General features: G+C 61.6%; 18 protein-coding genes, 1 tRNA gene and 1 pseudogene. 13 read left to right on the top strand and 7 right to left on the bottom strand.

Annotated features, from left to right (window positions below; translation table 11 throughout):
- From J5286_RS21320 to J5286_RS21305, 4 genes and pseudogenes are all read right to left on the bottom strand, one after another.
- A pseudogene (locus tag J5286_RS21320) lies at positions 1-318 on the bottom strand (CDP-alcohol phosphatidyltransferase family protein); the annotation flags it as partial.
- On the bottom strand, positions 315-707 hold the full coding sequence (locus J5286_RS21315; protein ID WP_209192003.1) for a hypothetical protein: 393 nt from the start codon (positions 705-707) through the stop codon (positions 315-317). The pseudogene J5286_RS21320 and the gene J5286_RS21315, both read right to left, overlap by 4 nt.
- Positions 704-1,654 (bottom strand): phosphatidate cytidylyltransferase, encoded by a 951-nt coding sequence (locus tag J5286_RS21310; RefSeq protein ID WP_209192002.1) that lies wholly within the window; start codon positions 1,652-1,654, stop codon positions 704-706. Before J5286_RS21310 ends, J5286_RS21315 begins: the two co-directional genes overlap by 4 nt.
- Positions 1,651-2,286, bottom strand: coding sequence for a lysophospholipid acyltransferase family protein (locus tag J5286_RS21305; protein WP_209192014.1), 636 nt, complete (start codon positions 2,284-2,286; stop codon positions 1,651-1,653). Before J5286_RS21305 ends, J5286_RS21310 begins: the two co-directional genes overlap by 4 nt.
- A 195-nt stretch (positions 2,287-2,481) precedes the next feature.
- Here J5286_RS21305 and J5286_RS21300 point away from each other — a divergent pair, with 195 nt between their 5' ends.
- A complete protein-coding gene (locus J5286_RS21300; protein WP_018901073.1) occupies positions 2,482-2,796 on the top strand; it encodes a DUF6074 family protein in 315 nt (104 codons plus the stop codon).
- A 95-nt stretch (positions 2,797-2,891) separates the two neighbouring features.
- Positions 2,892-3,221, top strand: a complete 330-nt coding sequence (locus tag J5286_RS21295) for a DUF2322 family protein (RefSeq protein ID WP_209192001.1) — start codon at positions 2,892-2,894, stop codon at positions 3,219-3,221.
- A 234-nt stretch (positions 3,222-3,455) separates the two neighbouring features.
- Here the strand turns inward: J5286_RS21295 and J5286_RS21290 are convergent.
- Positions 3,456-3,545: transfer RNA gene (locus J5286_RS21290), tRNA-Ser, on the bottom strand.
- A gap of 314 nt (positions 3,546-3,859) precedes the next feature.
- On the opposite strand from J5286_RS21290, the gene rplU reads away from it, so the two are divergent.
- From rplU to J5286_RS21270, 4 genes are all read left to right on the top strand, one after another.
- Positions 3,860-4,177, top strand: a complete 318-nt coding sequence (gene rplU / locus J5286_RS21285) for a 50S ribosomal protein L21 (RefSeq protein WP_018901071.1) — start codon at positions 3,860-3,862, stop codon at positions 4,175-4,177.
- 34 nt (positions 4,178-4,211) lie between these two features.
- A complete protein-coding gene (rpmA, locus tag J5286_RS21280; RefSeq protein WP_004127267.1) occupies positions 4,212-4,481 on the top strand; it encodes a 50S ribosomal protein L27 in 270 nt (89 codons plus the stop codon).
- Between the two features lie 129 nt (positions 4,482-4,610).
- On the top strand, positions 4,611-5,243 hold the full coding sequence (locus J5286_RS21275; RefSeq protein ID WP_209192000.1) for a GNAT family N-acetyltransferase: 633 nt from the start codon (positions 4,611-4,613) through the stop codon (positions 5,241-5,243).
- Positions 5,240-5,827 carry a GNAT family N-acetyltransferase gene (locus J5286_RS21270; protein WP_209191999.1) on the top strand — a complete coding sequence of 196 codons (588 nt, stop codon included), beginning with the start codon at positions 5,240-5,242 and terminating at the stop codon, positions 5,825-5,827. Before J5286_RS21275 ends, J5286_RS21270 begins: the two co-directional genes overlap by 4 nt.
- A 38-nt stretch (positions 5,828-5,865) precedes the next feature.
- Here the strand turns inward: J5286_RS21270 and J5286_RS21265 are convergent, their stop codons facing one another.
- On the bottom strand, positions 5,866-6,732 hold the full coding sequence (locus J5286_RS21265; protein ID WP_209192013.1) for an endonuclease/exonuclease/phosphatase family protein: 867 nt from the start codon (positions 6,730-6,732) through the stop codon (positions 5,866-5,868).
- 79 nt (positions 6,733-6,811) lie between these two features.
- Between J5286_RS21265 and obgE the strand changes: the two genes are divergently transcribed.
- The 7 genes from obgE to modC all read left to right on the top strand — a co-directional run bounded on the left by obgE (position 6,812) and on the right by modC (position 14,076).
- Entirely contained in the window at positions 6,812-7,891 is a 1,080-nt protein-coding gene (obgE, locus tag J5286_RS21260) for a GTPase ObgE (protein ID WP_047509043.1), read from the top strand.
- Positions 7,884-9,053 (top strand): glutamate 5-kinase, encoded by a 1,170-nt coding sequence (gene proB, locus J5286_RS21255; protein WP_209191998.1) that lies wholly within the window; start codon positions 7,884-7,886, stop codon positions 9,051-9,053. The genes obgE and proB overlap by 8 nt, the downstream gene beginning before the upstream one ends.
- Positions 9,046-10,329, top strand: coding sequence for a glutamate-5-semialdehyde dehydrogenase (locus J5286_RS21250; RefSeq protein ID WP_209191997.1), 1,284 nt, complete (start codon positions 9,046-9,048; stop codon positions 10,327-10,329). The genes proB and J5286_RS21250 overlap by 8 nt, the downstream gene beginning before the upstream one ends.
- A complete protein-coding gene (locus tag J5286_RS21245) occupies positions 10,304-10,954 on the top strand; it encodes a nicotinate-nucleotide adenylyltransferase (RefSeq protein ID WP_112942714.1) in 651 nt (216 codons plus the stop codon). The genes J5286_RS21250 and J5286_RS21245 overlap by 26 nt, the downstream gene beginning before the upstream one ends.
- A gap of 496 nt (positions 10,955-11,450) precedes the next feature.
- Positions 11,451-12,236, top strand: a complete 786-nt coding sequence (modA, locus tag J5286_RS21240) for a molybdate ABC transporter substrate-binding protein (protein WP_112942713.1) — start codon at positions 11,451-11,453, stop codon at positions 12,234-12,236.
- Positions 12,237-12,310: 74 nt separating this feature from the next.
- Positions 12,311-13,012 (top strand): molybdate ABC transporter permease subunit, encoded by a 702-nt coding sequence (gene modB, locus J5286_RS21235; protein ID WP_209191996.1) that lies wholly within the window; start codon positions 12,311-12,313, stop codon positions 13,010-13,012.
- Entirely contained in the window at positions 13,009-14,076 is a 1,068-nt protein-coding gene (modC, locus tag J5286_RS21230) for a molybdenum ABC transporter ATP-binding protein (RefSeq protein ID WP_209191995.1), read from the top strand. Before modB ends, modC begins: the two co-directional genes overlap by 4 nt.
- Here the strand turns inward: modC and J5286_RS21225 are convergent.
- Positions 14,073-14,453 carry a winged helix-turn-helix domain-containing protein gene (locus J5286_RS21225; RefSeq protein WP_209191994.1) on the bottom strand — a complete coding sequence of 127 codons (381 nt, stop codon included), beginning with the start codon at positions 14,451-14,453 and terminating at the stop codon, positions 14,073-14,075. The genes modC and J5286_RS21225 overlap by 4 nt on opposite strands.
- Positions 14,454-14,508: the final 55 nt, after the last annotated feature.

The raw sequence follows: 14,508 nt of genomic DNA, 5'->3' as shown, positions 1-14,508 counted from the left end.
AACCCGGTCCGGGAACTCGTTCCAGAACGGCCCATCGGCCGCCCCCTTCCCGCCCTCGACGGCGACCATGCCGTCGAACAGATTGCAGAGCAGTCGCAGCTGGCAAAAGAGCGCGGCGGCGATGAAAAAAGGAGCCTGCGCCCAGCCCGTCCAATATCCCAACAGAAAGAACGCGCCGCTGGCGAGTGCAGCCGCGATCATGCTTGCCTGCGAGATCTGATTGGGCGTGACGGATTTCGACGCCAGCCATTGCGCAATCGAGCGCGCCCAGTGCGTGTCGCGGCTCGCCAGCGGCCTGCGGTCACCTGTTTCGGTCATGCCCGCTCCCCCTTCCGGTACAGTGAATAATTGTAGATCGCCGCATAGCTGGTCGAGACTGCCTGCGGCAGCGCGATCGTTTTCAGAATTTCAGGCGTGCCGCTCAGCGCATGGATCGTCGCCAGAATGGCGCTTGATGCCAGGCAGGCGATCAGCGGCGGCGCCCAGAGGGCTTTTGTTCCATTCATCCGACGCGACAACTGCTCGACCGCGGTCTTGAGAAAGAGCGTCAGGCAGGCGGACAATGCGCCCTGGACGAGGCCGGCAAGCAGGAAGCGGCCGGGTGAGTAGCCGCGGTTTGCAAACATCGCCCAGCCGCCCATGGCGCAGAAGGCGAATGCGACATGGGTGATGCTGTTGCCCGCGATGCGCCGCAGCCTAGTCGTCATGTGGCCGACCACCAGTAGCGGACGAGATGGAAGAAGATCGGTGCGGAAAAGACGACGGAATCGAGCCGGTCGATCAGGCCGCCGTGGCCCTCGATCAGGTTGCCCCAATCCTTGACGCCGCGGTCGCGCTTGATCGCCGACATCACCAGTCCGCCGAAGAAGCCCATCATGGTGATGACGAAGGCCAGCAGTCCAGCCTGGAACGGCGTGAACGGTGTGATCCACCAGAGGCCGGCGCCGATCAGCGTGGCGCTGGCAACGCCGCCGACAAAGCCCTCGACGGTCTTGGAAGGCGACAGCTTCGGCGCGATCTTGGTGCGGCCGAAGAGCTTGCCCCAGACATATTGGAGCACATCGCTCAGCTGCACGATGATGACGAGGAAGGCGATGAGCAGCACGTTGCGGCCCTCATAGCCCGGAATATCGAGCGTCAGCAGCGCCGGCACGTGGGAGGCGCAGAAGACGCAGATCATCAGCGCCCATTGCACCTCGGCGATCCTATCGAGAAAGCGCTCGGTATCGCCGCGCAGCACCGAGATGATCGGCATCAGCAGGAAGGCATAGACGGGAATGAAGATCGCGAAGATGCCGTATTGCTTGGTCCAGAGCAGGAAATATTGCAGCGGCAGCACGACAAAGAAGGCGGTCGCCAGCGCCCAGTGATCGGCGCGCTTCGTGTGCGTCAGCGTGATGAACTCGCGCAACGCCGCAAACGAGCAGAAGCCGAAGAGGATAAGGATGCCGACGCGGCCGATCATGAAGGCGATGCCGATCAGGATCGCCATCACCCACCAGGCCTTGATGCGCGCGTTGAGGTTCTCGATGGAGGCGTTGGCACCGTCGGGCGAGAGGCGGCGCTGTAGCACAAAGCCGACCGCGGATGCGACGACGAGCACCGCGAGGATGCCGAGCACGAGCGTGAGGAGGTCGGAATTGGCCGTGTTCATTCGCTACCGCCTGGCTGTTTTGGAGAGAGATCGAGAAGGGCCGTCCGCGCCCGGTCGAGAAAGACCTGCTTGTCTTCGCCGGGATGCATGTGCATCGGCTCTCCGAAGGTGACGGTGCAGATCAAGGGGATCGGAACGATCTCGCCCTTCGGCATGACGCGGTTGAGATTGTTGATCCAGACCGGGACGAGGCGGATATCCGGACGCACTGAGGCGAGATGGAAGAGCCCGCTCTTGAACGGCAGCAGTGAAGCCTCCGTCAGATTGCGCGTTCCCTCGGGAAAGAGAATGAGCGACGAGCCAGCATCCAGCGCATTGGCCATCACCTCGATCGGATCGCTGGTCCGCTTGTCGCGCTCGCGCTCGATCAGCACGGCGTCGAACACGTCGCTGCCGATAAAACGGGTGATCGCGGATTTCAGCCAGTATTCGGCGCCGGCCACCGGGCGTGTGGACCGGCGCAGGCGGGGCGGCAGAACGGCCCAGACCAGAATGAAATCGCCATGGCTCGAATGATTGGCGAAATAGATGCACGTGTCCGTTGTCGGGCCGTCGCTCGTCCAAATGGCGCGCACGGCCGTTATGGCGCGCGCAAACAGAACGATGGCCGTCGCCACCGGCCCCGCGATCATCTTCCGTACCAAATCGATCCCCCATCCACCTGACACATACAAGATGTGTAGCCTTGTTTATGGCGGATCAAAAGCCCCCGGCCTTTGCGCAACCGCTGGCACGTCGTGACCATCCCGGCACAACGCGTCAGATGGTGGAGGAAAGCGTTAACCATGCTTCGGTAGGAATGGTGTCGAACACAACGGAACGAATCGATGTCGGTAAACACAAGCAAGAGTTTGAAGGCCATGACCACAAGTGAAATCGTCCTTTTTCCTGTGGCCTCGCGCGCCGGCGACATCGATCGCAGCGCTGCCGAACTCGAGCGCCTGCATGGTGCCGATGCCGTTCAATACTGGAAGACCGAATGCCGGCGTCTGGCGAGCGAACTCGAATCGCTCGGACTGCCAGAAGCGGAAGTTCGTCACCAGGTGATGGTTTTCCAGGCCGAGGTGCAGCAGGCCCTCGTGCAGCGCTCGCAGTCGCGGGCGATTTCGCAGAGCCGCAGCGGCCGTGCGCTGAAGCGGTAAGCGGGCAGGGGCATAGGCCTTGCTTTGCGGCATGGCGATATGGAGCCGAAGCTGCTAGACGCTGGGCCAACCTGCCACGCGAAAAGGAATACGCGATGATCCAGCCAACGGCTTCGTTCAAGGACAATCTGCAACTGCTGCCGTCAGTCGAAGGCCTTGCTCGCATAGACCTTACCGACCCGGCCGGCGTCATTGTGGCGACGATCGAAAACCAGCCGGGCAAACAGGGATCGCTCGCGGTCTACCAATATCTGCAGCAATGTTTCGGCATCCTCGATGAGCAAGCCGCAACCTACGCCCTCGACCTTTTCGCCGAGCACACCGCCGACGCGAAAACCCGCCCCGGCGCCCATCCCAATATCGACCGCTTGCTTGATATCATCGGCGGCGCTGCGCCATTGGGCATCCAGCTCGTTGCTCGGTGACAAGCGCCGCCACAGTGTAGCCTGCGAGTTTGACGACGACCTCGACGAACTGATGAAGCGCGCGGGGTCTACGACGTCGCCTTTGGCTCGCCGGCTTCCCGTGATCTGATCTCGGATATATCGGCCTCGGACAGAGGACGTTGCGAACAACGGACAACCCGTTCGGCACGAGCTTGTCATCTATGTCTCAGGTGCGGATTGTTACCCATGTGTCCGGGTCGGACAAAAGAAATATGGCGGAGAGGGTGGGATTCGAACCCACGATACGGTTGCCCGTATGCCGCATTTCGAGTGCGGTGCTTTCGACCACTCAGCCACCTCTCCGCTTCGTTGGTCGGCGCTTGTTCGGCGCGGGCTGTCTCATAGCGAGAGTTTGGCGGGCTGGCAAGTCGTAATCTCAAGCCATTTCATCCTTTTGTCATCCTTTTACCTTGACAGTTTTTTTATGCTCGCGTATCTGCGCAACCCAATAGGTGTGGATAAGTCCGCGCCTTGTCCGTCCCGCGCCCGCGTGGGGCATCACCGGCAGCCAGAGTTCCTGGGCAAGAGCCCTGAAATCCCTGCTTAACATCGACTGATAAAAAGACGGCCACCTGTTTGGTGCGGGTCGAGCCGGAACGAACATGAAAGGATAAAAAATGTTCGCAGTCATCAAGACCGGCGGTAAGCAGTACCGTGTGGCAGCAAACGACGTGCTGACCATCGAGAAGCTTGAAGTCACCGCTGGCGAATCGATCGAATTCACCGAAGTCCTCGTAATCGGCGAAGGCGCCGATGCCGCGATCGGTGCTCCCTTCGTCAAGGGCGCGTCCGTCAAGGCCGAAGTCGTCGAGCACAACCGCGGCAAGAAGGTCATCGCCTTCAAGAAGCGCCGTCGTCAGAACTCGAAGCGCTCGCGCGGCCATCGCCAGCACCACACTGTTGTCCGTATCACGGACATCGTGGCTGCTAAGTAAGATCACGGGACTTAAGGTTTAAAGGAGAACTCCAATGGCACACAAAAAAGCTGGCGGTTCGTCGCGCAACGGTCGCGATTCTGAATCCAAGCGCCTTGGCGTGAAGAAGTTCGGCGGCGAAGCCGTCATCGCAGGCAACATTATCGTGCGTCAGCGCGGTACGCAGTGGCACCCGGGTTCCAACGTCGGCCTCGGCAAGGATCACACGATCTTTGCTCTCACCGCCGGCAATGTGAACTACCGTACGAAGGCCAACGGCCGCGTATACGTATCCGTGATGCCGAAAGCGGAAGCAGCGGAATAAGCCGGTAGCGCTTTATAGCAGCCGGTGTCTCATCGACCCGGCTGAGCGTATCAGGTTCAGTCAAGACAAAAGGGGAGATGGGGCACCACCCATCTCCCCTTTTTCTTTACCCTCAAGGAGGACTGAACCATGCAAGGCGAATTGTTACGGAGAGACCAAAGGTCTCCCGAAGAGCGGCTGCGGCCGGAGCGGTTAAGGACCGATTGCCCTGTCTTACTGTCGGAAAGGCTCGTCATGCGCGCGCCCCACGAAGAAGACATTGACGCCCTTGCCCATCTCGCCAACAACGCCAAAGTCGCCACAATGGTGTCGCGCATGCCGCACCCGTATACGGCCAATGATGCCGCCGACTTCGTGCGACGCACGAAAGATGGCGAGATTGGCAAGTGCGTCTATGCGATTACCAAAGCCGAAAACGGCGCCTTTATCGGTTGCTGCGGGGTCGAGCCGCATCTTGATGGGCGCACCGTCGAGATCGGTTACTGGCTGGGCGAGCCCTACTGGAACCAGGGCTTCATGACCGAGGCCTGCCATGCGCTGGTCGACATGGTGTTCCGCACGCGTGAGGATGTCGACCAGATCGACGCCCGTTGCCGGGTGATGAACATCGCCTCGCGCCGCGTCATCCAGAAGTGTGGCTTCCAGTTCCAGGGATCGGGGCTCGCCGCCTCGCTGGCGCTTGGCAGCAACGTGCCGGTCGAATGGTACAGACTCGACCGCAAGACCTGGATGTCGCTGAGAAGCTGGGGGAGCGTATTATGAGCGCGCTCAGCCTGGAAAGGCCAAGGCCCCAGGTCGCCACCGCCGGTTCGCAGCCAGACATCAAGACCGAGCGGCTTTTCCTGCGGGCGCATCGGCTAAGCGATGCCGATGCGATCGCGGAATCGCTGTCCGACTTCGCGGTGACGCGGATGCTGGCACGGGTGCCTGCACCCTATGACCGGCAGGATGCGCTCGACTGGCTGGTGCCGGTAACGGCCGGCCGGTTGCCGGACTGGCAGATGGCGATCACCAATGGTGACGACGCGCATATCGGCGTGGTGTCGATCGAGCTTCGTCATGGTCGCTGGCATCTCGGCTACTGGCTGAACCGCTACTACTGGCGGCGCGGCTATATGAGCGAGGCGGTGTCCGCCACGCTCGAGCGCTTTTCGCGGCGCATGCCCGAGACCGTCGTGCACTCTGGCGTCTTCGCCGACAATCCGGCGTCGCTCAGGCTGCAGGAAAAGCTCGGCTTCCGCATGACCGGTTGCAGCGAGGTCTTCAGCTTCGCCCGCAACACGATGGTCACGCATGTCGAGACCATGCTGAAGCCCGGCGCATTGCAGCAGAGCAAGAGCGCCTGATAAAACATGAAGGCGCCCCACACGTCGGGGCGCCTTCTTCAATTGTCGATCTCGACCCAGACGGGGAAGTGATCGGACCCCATGGCCGAGGTATCGATCCGTGCGGATCTTAGCCGGCTTTCGAGGCCAGAACTGACGAAGACGTAATCGAGATGCATGCGCTTGCGATGATTTGCGGGATCCATCCAGCTGTAGCTGTCGGGCTGATAGGCGCGGAGCGCCTCGAACGCGTCGACAGGCGTGCCGATGCGCGCCGTGCGGCCGTAATATCCGTCCTTTCGGCCCGCGAAAGCGCAGTATTCGGGCGATTCCGGCAGCATGTTGAAGTCGCCCATGACGAGATAGTCTTCGGGCAGCGGGAGCTCCTCGATCTCGAACTCGCGGGCGCCGGTCAGCGATCCGCCTTCATGGGTGAAGGCGTTGATGCGGCCGTTCAGATGCGCGAGCTGGCGGATGCGCTCGTCGCTGGAGACGTGATCGAGATGGACGGAATAGACGCGTACGGCGCCGCCGGGAAGGTCGATGACGGCCTCGGTGGCGCTGCGTTGCAGGTTGAGCTTGGTGAGCGTCCGGCTGCGCGGCAGAAGCAGCGTGCGGGTCGACAGGATCGGCCAGCGCGACAGGACCATGTTGCCGAACTGCATGCGCATGCCGCGCGGCGCCGGATGGCCGTCCATCTCGGCGACATGCAGGTCGCAGCCCGGTCCGTAGACCCAGAAATGGTCGGGGAAGAGGGCGCCGAGGTCGGCCACCATGTCGGCATATCGGTTTCGCGCGAAGCCGCGGGTGACTTCCTGGAGCGCGATGACATCGGCGCCGGCAAGACTGTCGGCGATTCGTTTCAAGTCGTACGTGCCGTCGAGACCGAAGCCGTACTGTATGTTATAGCTCGCAAACCTAACGATAATCTTTGACCTCCGGCTGAACGGCCTATATCGATCAGGCCAAGACGGGCGTCCAATGACACCGAATGATGGAAGTAAAATGAAATTTCTCGACGAAGCAAAGGTCTATATCAAATCCGGTAGCGGCGGCGCGGGTGCCGTGTCGTTCCGGCGCGAGAAGTTCATCGAGTTCGGCGGGCCTGACGGCGGTGACGGCGGACGCGGTGGTGACGTGTGGGTGGAGACCGTCAATGGTCTCAACACGCTGATCGATTTTCGCTTCCAGCAGCACTTCAAGGCGACGATCGGCACGCACGGCATGGGCCGCAACCGCACCGGCGCCAATGGCGAGCACGTGACGCTGAAGGTGCCCGTAGGCACCCAGATTTTCGAGGAAGACCAGGAAACTCTGATCTGCGACCTGACGGAAGAGGGGCAGCGCTACTGCCTCGCCCGCGGCGGCAATGGCGGTTTCGGCAACGCGCACTTCAAGACCTCGGTCAACCAGGCGCCGGATTGGGCCAATCCTGGCCTCGAGGGCGAGGAAAAGACGATCTGGCTGCGTCTGAAGCTGATCGCCGATGCCGGTCTGGTCGGCCTGCCGAATGCCGGCAAGTCGACGTTCCTCGCGGCGGTTACCCGCGCGCGCCCCAAGATCGCCAATTATCCGTTCACGACGCTGCACCCCAATCTTGGCGTTGCGACCATCGATGAGCGCGAATTCATTCTCGCCGACATTCCCGGCCTGATCGAAGGCGCGCATGAAGGCGTCGGCATCGGCGATCGGTTCCTCGGCCATGTCGAGCGGACACGCGTTCTGCTTCATCTCGTGTCCGCGCAGGAAGAGAATGTCGGCAAGGCCTACAAGACGGTCAAGCACGAGCTCAGGGCCTATAGCGACGAGATCGGCGACAAGCCTGAGATTGTGGCGCTGTCGCAGATCGACGTTCTCGACAAGGCGACTTTGACGAAGAAGACCAAGGAGCTTGCCAAGGCCTGCGGCAGCACGCCCTTCCAGATCTCGGCGGCAACGGGCATGGGCATGACCGAGGTGTTGCGTGCGCTGCGCGATATCATCGTCGAGGCCAATGCAGAGGCCAACATTGCCGAGAAGCCGGCCAAAGCTTTGAAGGTGCGTCATCGCGATGTGATCGCCGACGAGGACGAGGCCAATGACTAGGCAGAAGGCGCTGGGTAGCTACCGGCGCATCGTTATCAAGATCGGCTCCGCGCTGCTCGTCGACCGGAAAACCGGCCTGAAGAAGAGCTGGCTGGACGCGATGTGCGCCGATATCGCGAAGTTGAAAAACAAGGGCGTCGATGTGCTCGTTGTGTCCTCGGGCGCCATCGCGCTTGGGCGCTCGGTTCTCGATCTGCCCTCGGGCGCGTTGAAGCTCGAGGAAAGCCAGGCCGCAGCCGCGGTCGGCCAGATCGCGCTTGCGCGCGATTGGTCAGAGAGCCTGTCGCGGGACAGCATCGTCGCCGGCCAGATCCTGCTGACGCTTGGCGATACGGAAGAGCGCCGCCGCTATCTCAATGCGCGCGCGACGATCAACCAGCTCCTGAAGATCGGCGCCGTTCCCATCATCAACGAGAACGATACGGTTGCCACCAGCGAAATCCGTTATGGCGACAATGACCGTCTGGCGGCGCGCGTCGCGACGATGGCGGGCGCGGATCTCCTGATCCTGCTCTCCGATATTGACGGCCTCTACACCGCTCCGCCGCATCTCGACCCGGATGCGCAGTTCCTGGAAACGATCGCCGAGATCACGCCTGAAATCGAGGCGATGGCTGGCGGTGCTGCGTCCGAGTTGTCGCGTGGCGGCATGCGCACCAAGATCGATGCCGGCAAGATCGCGACGACCTCGGGCTGCGCGATGATCATCGCTTCAGGCAAGACCGATAGTCCGTTGTCTGCGATCGAAAACGGCGCGCGGTCCTCCTGGTTCGCGCCTTCGGGCACGCCCGTGACTGCCCGCAAGACCTGGATCGCCGGGCAGCTGCAGCCGGCCGGAGAGCTTCATGTCGATGACGGCGCGGTGACGGCGCTGGGTGGTGGCAAGAGCCTGCTGCCCGCCGGTGTGCGCAAGGTTGTCGGCGTATTCAGCCGTGGCGACACGGTGGCGATTGTCGGCCCGAATGGCCGGGAGATCGCGCGCGGGTTGGCCGGCTATGATGCCGAAGAAGCGCGGCAGATCACCGGCCGCAAGTCGAGCGAGATCGAGGCCATTCTCGGCTATGCCGGGCGCGCGGCGATGATCCATCGCGACGACATGGTCATGACCTCGCAAATCAATTCGAAATCGGAAAGGCAGAAGAAGGACGCCGCCCATGCTTGATACAGTCGTGCAAAGCCCTGACATTGACGCGCTGATGAATGACATCGGCCGCAAGGCCAAGGCTGCCGCGCGACCGTTGGCCTTCGCCTCGACCGACGCCAAGAACGCCGCCCTGAATGCCATGGCCGATGCGATCCTGGCGGACAAGGAGCGGATCCTCGCTGAAAACACGCGGGATCTCGAGGATGCGGCGGGTTCCGACATGCTGCCCTCCTTCATCGACCGGTTGACGCTCACCGACAAGCGCGTCGCGGAGATGGCCGATGGCATTCGCGCGATCGCCGCTTTGAAAGACCCTGTCGGAGAGGTAGTCAGCGCCTGGGATCGTCCGAACGGCCTAAAGATCGAGCGCGTGCGCACCCCACTTGGCGTGATCGGCGTGATCTTCGAAAGCCGTCCGAATGTGACGGCGGATGCCGGGGCGCTCTGCGTCAAGGCGGGCAATGCCGTCATCCTGCGCTGCGGCTCGGATTCGCGTCGTTCATCGCAGGCTATCTATGAATGCATGGTGCGCGGCCTGAAGGCTGCTGGGCTCCCTGAACATGCTATCCAGCTCGTTCCGACCACGGATCGCGCGGCCGTCGGCGCCATGCTGCGCGGATTGGATGGAGCGATCGATGTTATCATTCCGCGCGGTGGCAAGAGCCTTGTCGCGCGTGTGCAGAATGAAGCTCGGGTGCCCGTCTTCGCGCATCTGGAAGGGCTCTGCCATATCTATGTCGATGCATCCGCCGATCTCGACATGGCTAAGGAGATCGTCGTCAACGCCAAGATGCGCCGGACAGGGATTTGCGGCGCCGTCGAGACCATTCTGGTCGACAGCGCTGTCAGTGATACGCATCTCGTACCACTACTCGAAGTTCTCTCGGATGCCGGCTGCGAAGTTCGCGGCTCTTCAAGCGTCGTGATGGCGGCGCCGGGAACGAAGGTGGCGACCGAGGAAGACTGGTCGACGGAATATCTCGACGCGATCGTTTCGGTCGCTGTCGTCGATGGCATCGATGGTGCGATCAAGCATATCCAGACCTATTCGTCGAACCACACCGAAGCCGTGATCGCCGAAAACCCAGCCGTCGTGGAGCGCTTCTTCACCGAGGTCGATTCCGCCATCCTGCTGCACAATGCCTCGACGCAGTTTGCCGATGGTGGTGAATTCGGCATGGGGGCGGAGATCGGCATCGCGACGGGCAAGATGCATGCGCGAGGCCCCGTTGGCGTCGAGCAGCTGACTTCGTTCAAATACCGCGTGCATGGCACCGGCCAAGTCCGGGCCTGATGTGATCAACGACGAATTGGACCGACGCTATCTTCGCGTGCCGCATGCCGAGCGGGGCATGGTGGTCGGTCTATTCGGCGGTTCCTTCAATCCTCCGCACCAGGGCCATGCGCTGGTGGCGGAGATCGCGATCAAGCGGCTCGGTCTCGATCAGCTGTGGTGGATGGTTACTCCCGGCAATCCCTTAAAGGATCCGAGCCAGCTGTTGCCTTTGGCGGAGCGGGTGCGGCTCAGCGAAAAGCTCGCCAAGCATCCGGCAATCAAGGTCACCGCGTTCGAGAAGAAATTCGGTACGACCTTCACCGCGGAAACACTGGCGCGGATCAAGATCAGCAATCCCCATGTGCATTTCATCTGGATCATGGGCGCCGATAGTCTGAAGACATTTCATCGCTGGCAGCGGTGGCAGGATATCGCCCGCATGTTCCCGATCGCCGTCATCGACAGGCCGGGCGCGACGCTGTCATTCCTGTCATCGAAGATGGCCAAGACCTTCGACTTCGCGCGGATCGACGAGGATGATTCGAGAGCGCTCTGGAAGAAGCCGGCGCCGGCCTGGACATTCATCCACGGTCCGAGATCGCGACTGAGCTCGACAGCGATCCGCGCGCAAAACGGCGCTTAGCTCATTTCTCTCAATATCAAGCTGGAAAATGAAAAGCCCGACGGGGGAGGATCCGTCGGGCTTAAAACTTGACCGGCAACTGGGAGGAGGAGTGTTGCCGATCCGTTACCGAACAGCTTGGGAGGAGGAGATCGCTGTCCGGTGAGAGACTTGTATGATGAGTATCACAGAAAGGAAAGCGGAATTGGTGCATCGCAGCAATGCATTTCTGACATGTGTTTAAGTGTCGCACCCATTCGAATGCTCAATATCTGCGCACTACACTAGAGATTTATCAAGTTTGAGGGCCTTTTTGTCGGACGGATACTAGCAAATGGCTACCTCCTGGCCGCGCGCATTGCTGCCTTGCAGCAGTCCCTCGGTCATGACTCACGCCAGTGCGATCAGTTCGGCTGCGAACCTATTCCACGCGTTGCGTTCGACTGAATATAGTGCTGGTCAACAGCCAAGTTTCCGTTATATCTCTGCAGATATCTCGAAGCGTTGGGGAGCCACTATGCACAATCGTCGTCAATGGGTGAAATTCGCAGCCGTCGCGGTCTCCGCGATCTGGCTTGGTGCGACCGCCGGCACTGCCTTCGCCGCTGAAAAAGTTACGGTGTTCGCGGCCGCGAGCATGAAGAATGCGCTTGATGCGGCCAATGCCGAATGGGCCAAGGAAAGCGGCAAGGAAGCCGTCGTCTCCTATGCGGCGAGCTCCGCTCTGGCAAAGCAGATCGAAGGCGGAGCGCCGGCGGATGTGTTCATTTCGGCCGACCTCGACTGGATGGATTATCTCGCCAAGAAGAACCTGATCAAGGCGGACACCCGCTCCAACCTGCTCGGCAACAGCATCGTGCTCGTCGCCGCCAAGGACAAGGTCAAGCCGGTTGATATCAAGCAGGGCTTCGATCTCGCCGGCCTGCTCGGCGACGGAAAGCTCGCAATGGGCGAAGTCAAGTCGGTACCAGCAGGCAAGTACGGCAAGGCCGCGCTTGAAAAGCTCGGCGTCTGGTCGTCGGTCGAAGGCAAGGTCGCAGGCGCTGAAAGCGTGCGCGCGGCGCTGGCGCTGGTCTCGCGCGGCGAAGCGCCGTTCGGCATCGTCTACCGGACCGACGTGAACGCCGATCCGGGCGTTGCCGTTGCCGGCACCTTCCCTGCCGACTCGCACCCGCCGATCACCTATCCGATCGCGATCCTGTCGGAGAGCAAGAATGCCGATACGGCAGCTTATCTCGACTTCCTGAAGTCGGAGAAGGCTGCGCACTTCTTTACCGAACAGGGCTTCACCATCCTGAAATAATTGCGGTTTTAAACGCAACTGCCTAGTCTGAAGGCCCGCCACGGTGGGCCTTCGTTTTTTCAGGAGCATTGCATTTGGAAGCACTTGGTCTGAGCAGTGACGAATGGACGGCGATCATGCTCAGCCTGCGCGTGTCGATCGTTGCAATGCTGGTAAGCCTTCCTTTCGGCATCGGCGTCGCGCTACTTCTGGCGCGGGGGCGCTTCTGGGGTAAGTCCATTCTCAACGGCATCGTGCACTTGCCGCTCATCCTGCCGCCCGTCGTCACCGGTTTCATCTTGCTTGTGCTGTTTGGCCGGCGCGGGGTGATCGGCGCCTTTCTCGATCAGTATTTCGGCATCGTTTTCTCCTTCCGCTGGACCGGGGCGGCCCTCGCCTGCGCCGTGATGGCCTTTCCGCTGATGGTGCGCAGCATCAGGCTCTCGATTGAGGCGATCGACCGCAAACTTGAAGAGGCCGCCGGCACGCTCGGCGCCAGCCCGTTCTGGGTCTTCCTGACGGTGACGCTGCCCCTCACCCTACCTGGCATCATCGCCGGCATGATCCTGGCCTTCGCCAAAGCCATGGGCGAGTTCGGTGCGACGATCACCTTCGTTTCCAATATTCCCGGCGAGACGCAGACGCTATCGGCTGCGATCTATTCCTTCACGCAGGTGCCGGGCGGGGATGCAGGCGCGTTGCGGCTGACCTTGGTGGCCGTGGTTATTTCCATGGCTGCGTTGCTCGCATCCGAATTTCTGTCACGTCTCATCGGGCGGAGGATCGATCCGCAATGACGCTCGTTGTTCAGGCAAAGCATCGGTTTGACGCCTTCTCGCTCGAGGCGGGGTTCACGTCGGAACGCGGGATCACCGCGCTGTTTGGTCGCTCGGGCTCGGGCAAGACCTCGATGATCCGGATGATCGCCGGGCTGACGCGGCCCGACGAGGGGCAAATCAGCCTCGACGGCGAGATACTGACGGATACCGCCAAGCGGATTTTCGTCGCCAAGCATCGGCGGCGGTTCGGCTATGTTTTTCAGGAGGCGCGGCTCTTCCCGCATCTGACCGTGCGCCAGAACCTGACCTACGGTCGCTGGTTCGCGCCGAAGGGCGCGCCACGGGAGAGTTTTGAGCGGATCGTCGGCCTGCTCGATATCGAGAGGCTGCTCGGTCGCAGCCCTGAGCATCTGTCCGGCGGTGAAAAGCAGCGGGTGGCGATCGGCCGAGCGCTTCTGTCGTCGCCGCGCCTGCTTCTCATGGATGAGCCGCTTGCCGCGCTCGACGAAGCGCGCAAAGCCGAGGTCATGCCGTTCCTTGAGCGTCTGCGAGACGAGATGGATATTCCGATCGTCTATGTCAGCCATTCGGTGGCGGAGGTGGCGCGGCTTGCCGATCAGGTCGTCGTCATGCAGGACGGTCGGGTGAAGGCCGTTGGCGCGGCGACCGAGGTGCTCAGCCTGCCCGCCGCGTCGCTCGATCGGCGCGAGGCGGGCGCCTTGCTGCAGGGGCGTGTGGAGGCCGTGGACGAGCGGCATCGCCTGGCAACTGTTGCGATGGCGACCGTGCGGCTGCATGTGCCAGATGCCGGTCTTGCGCCGGGCAAGGCGGTGCGTGTCCGTATTCCCTCGCGCGACGTGATGCTTGCCACCGAGCGCCCGAATGGCCTCAGCGCGCTCAACGTGCTTGAAGGTACGATCCTGACGGTGACGCCTTCCGACGATGCGACCGTAGACGTCACGGTCGATTGTGGAGGCGATGCGATCCTGTCGCGGATCACCACTTTCTCGGCGGAGCGCATGGCGCTGCGCGCGGGCATGCCGGTGTTCGCCATCATCAAGACGGTTGCGCTGGAGCCTTAGACAGCCGGCTCGGTGCCATCGATCAGACGGTTGCTTTCCAGCCAGGCGAGATCGTCGGCCAAGGTCACCCTGATCGTCCGCTCCATCTGCCGAAAACGCGCGAGCAGTTCCTCGCCGAACTCAGTCAGTGCCGCGCCGCCGCCCTTCTGGCCGCCGCGTTGCGATTCGACGACGGGATGCTTGAACATCCGGTTCATTTCGCTGACCAGCAACCAGGCGCGCCGGTAGGACATGTCCATCGCGCGGCCGCCGGCGGAAATCGAGCCGGTCTCCCTGATATGCTCCAGCAGTTCCATCTTGCCGTGCCCAAGGCGATCTTCATGCGGGAAGCTGATGCGAAGGACCGGGACAAGCGTGTTTTCTAAGGTGTTTTTCATTTGTAATCTTCGCACTGGGACGAAGCATCACTTTACTGAGGGCGACAGCAACTGT

It is taken from the genome of Rhizobium sp. 16-488-2b, assembly GCF_017741815.1.
Lineage (GTDB): Bacteria > Pseudomonadota > Alphaproteobacteria > Rhizobiales > Rhizobiaceae > Rhizobium.
Note: the sequence above shows the minus strand (reverse complement) of the source record. Positions and strands in the feature narration are given on the sequence as shown.

Coding starts and splice junctions, on each gene's coding strand:
- J5286_RS21315 (WP_209192003.1), bottom strand. CDS start 707: ATGACGACTAGGCTGCGGCGCATCGCGGGCAACAGCATCACCCATGTC.
- J5286_RS21310 (WP_209192002.1), bottom strand. CDS start 1,654: ATGAACACGGCCAATTCCGACCTCCTCACGCTCGTGCTCGGCATCCTC.
- J5286_RS21305 (WP_209192014.1), bottom strand. CDS start 2,286: ATGATCGCGGGGCCGGTGGCGACGGCCATCGTTCTGTTTGCGCGCGCC.
- J5286_RS21300 (WP_018901073.1), top strand. CDS start 2,482: ATGTCGGTAAACACAAGCAAGAGTTTGAAGGCCATGACCACAAGTGAA.
- J5286_RS21295 (WP_209192001.1), top strand. CDS start 2,892: ATGATCCAGCCAACGGCTTCGTTCAAGGACAATCTGCAACTGCTGCCG.
- rplU (WP_018901071.1), top strand. CDS start 3,860: ATGTTCGCAGTCATCAAGACCGGCGGTAAGCAGTACCGTGTGGCAGCA.
- rpmA (WP_004127267.1), top strand. CDS start 4,212: ATGGCACACAAAAAAGCTGGCGGTTCGTCGCGCAACGGTCGCGATTCT.
- J5286_RS21275 (WP_209192000.1), top strand. CDS start 4,611: ATGCAAGGCGAATTGTTACGGAGAGACCAAAGGTCTCCCGAAGAGCGG.
- J5286_RS21270 (WP_209191999.1), top strand. CDS start 5,240: ATGAGCGCGCTCAGCCTGGAAAGGCCAAGGCCCCAGGTCGCCACCGCC.
- obgE (WP_047509043.1), top strand. CDS start 6,812: ATGAAATTTCTCGACGAAGCAAAGGTCTATATCAAATCCGGTAGCGGC.
- proB (WP_209191998.1), top strand. CDS start 7,884: ATGACTAGGCAGAAGGCGCTGGGTAGCTACCGGCGCATCGTTATCAAG.
- J5286_RS21250 (WP_209191997.1), top strand. CDS start 9,046: ATGCTTGATACAGTCGTGCAAAGCCCTGACATTGACGCGCTGATGAAT.
- J5286_RS21245 (WP_112942714.1), top strand. CDS start 10,304: ATGGCACCGGCCAAGTCCGGGCCTGATGTGATCAACGACGAATTGGAC.
- modA (WP_112942713.1), top strand. CDS start 11,451: ATGCACAATCGTCGTCAATGGGTGAAATTCGCAGCCGTCGCGGTCTCC.
- modC (WP_209191995.1), top strand. CDS start 13,009: ATGACGCTCGTTGTTCAGGCAAAGCATCGGTTTGACGCCTTCTCGCTC.
- J5286_RS21225 (WP_209191994.1), bottom strand. CDS start 14,453: ATGAAAAACACCTTAGAAAACACGCTTGTCCCGGTCCTTCGCATCAGC.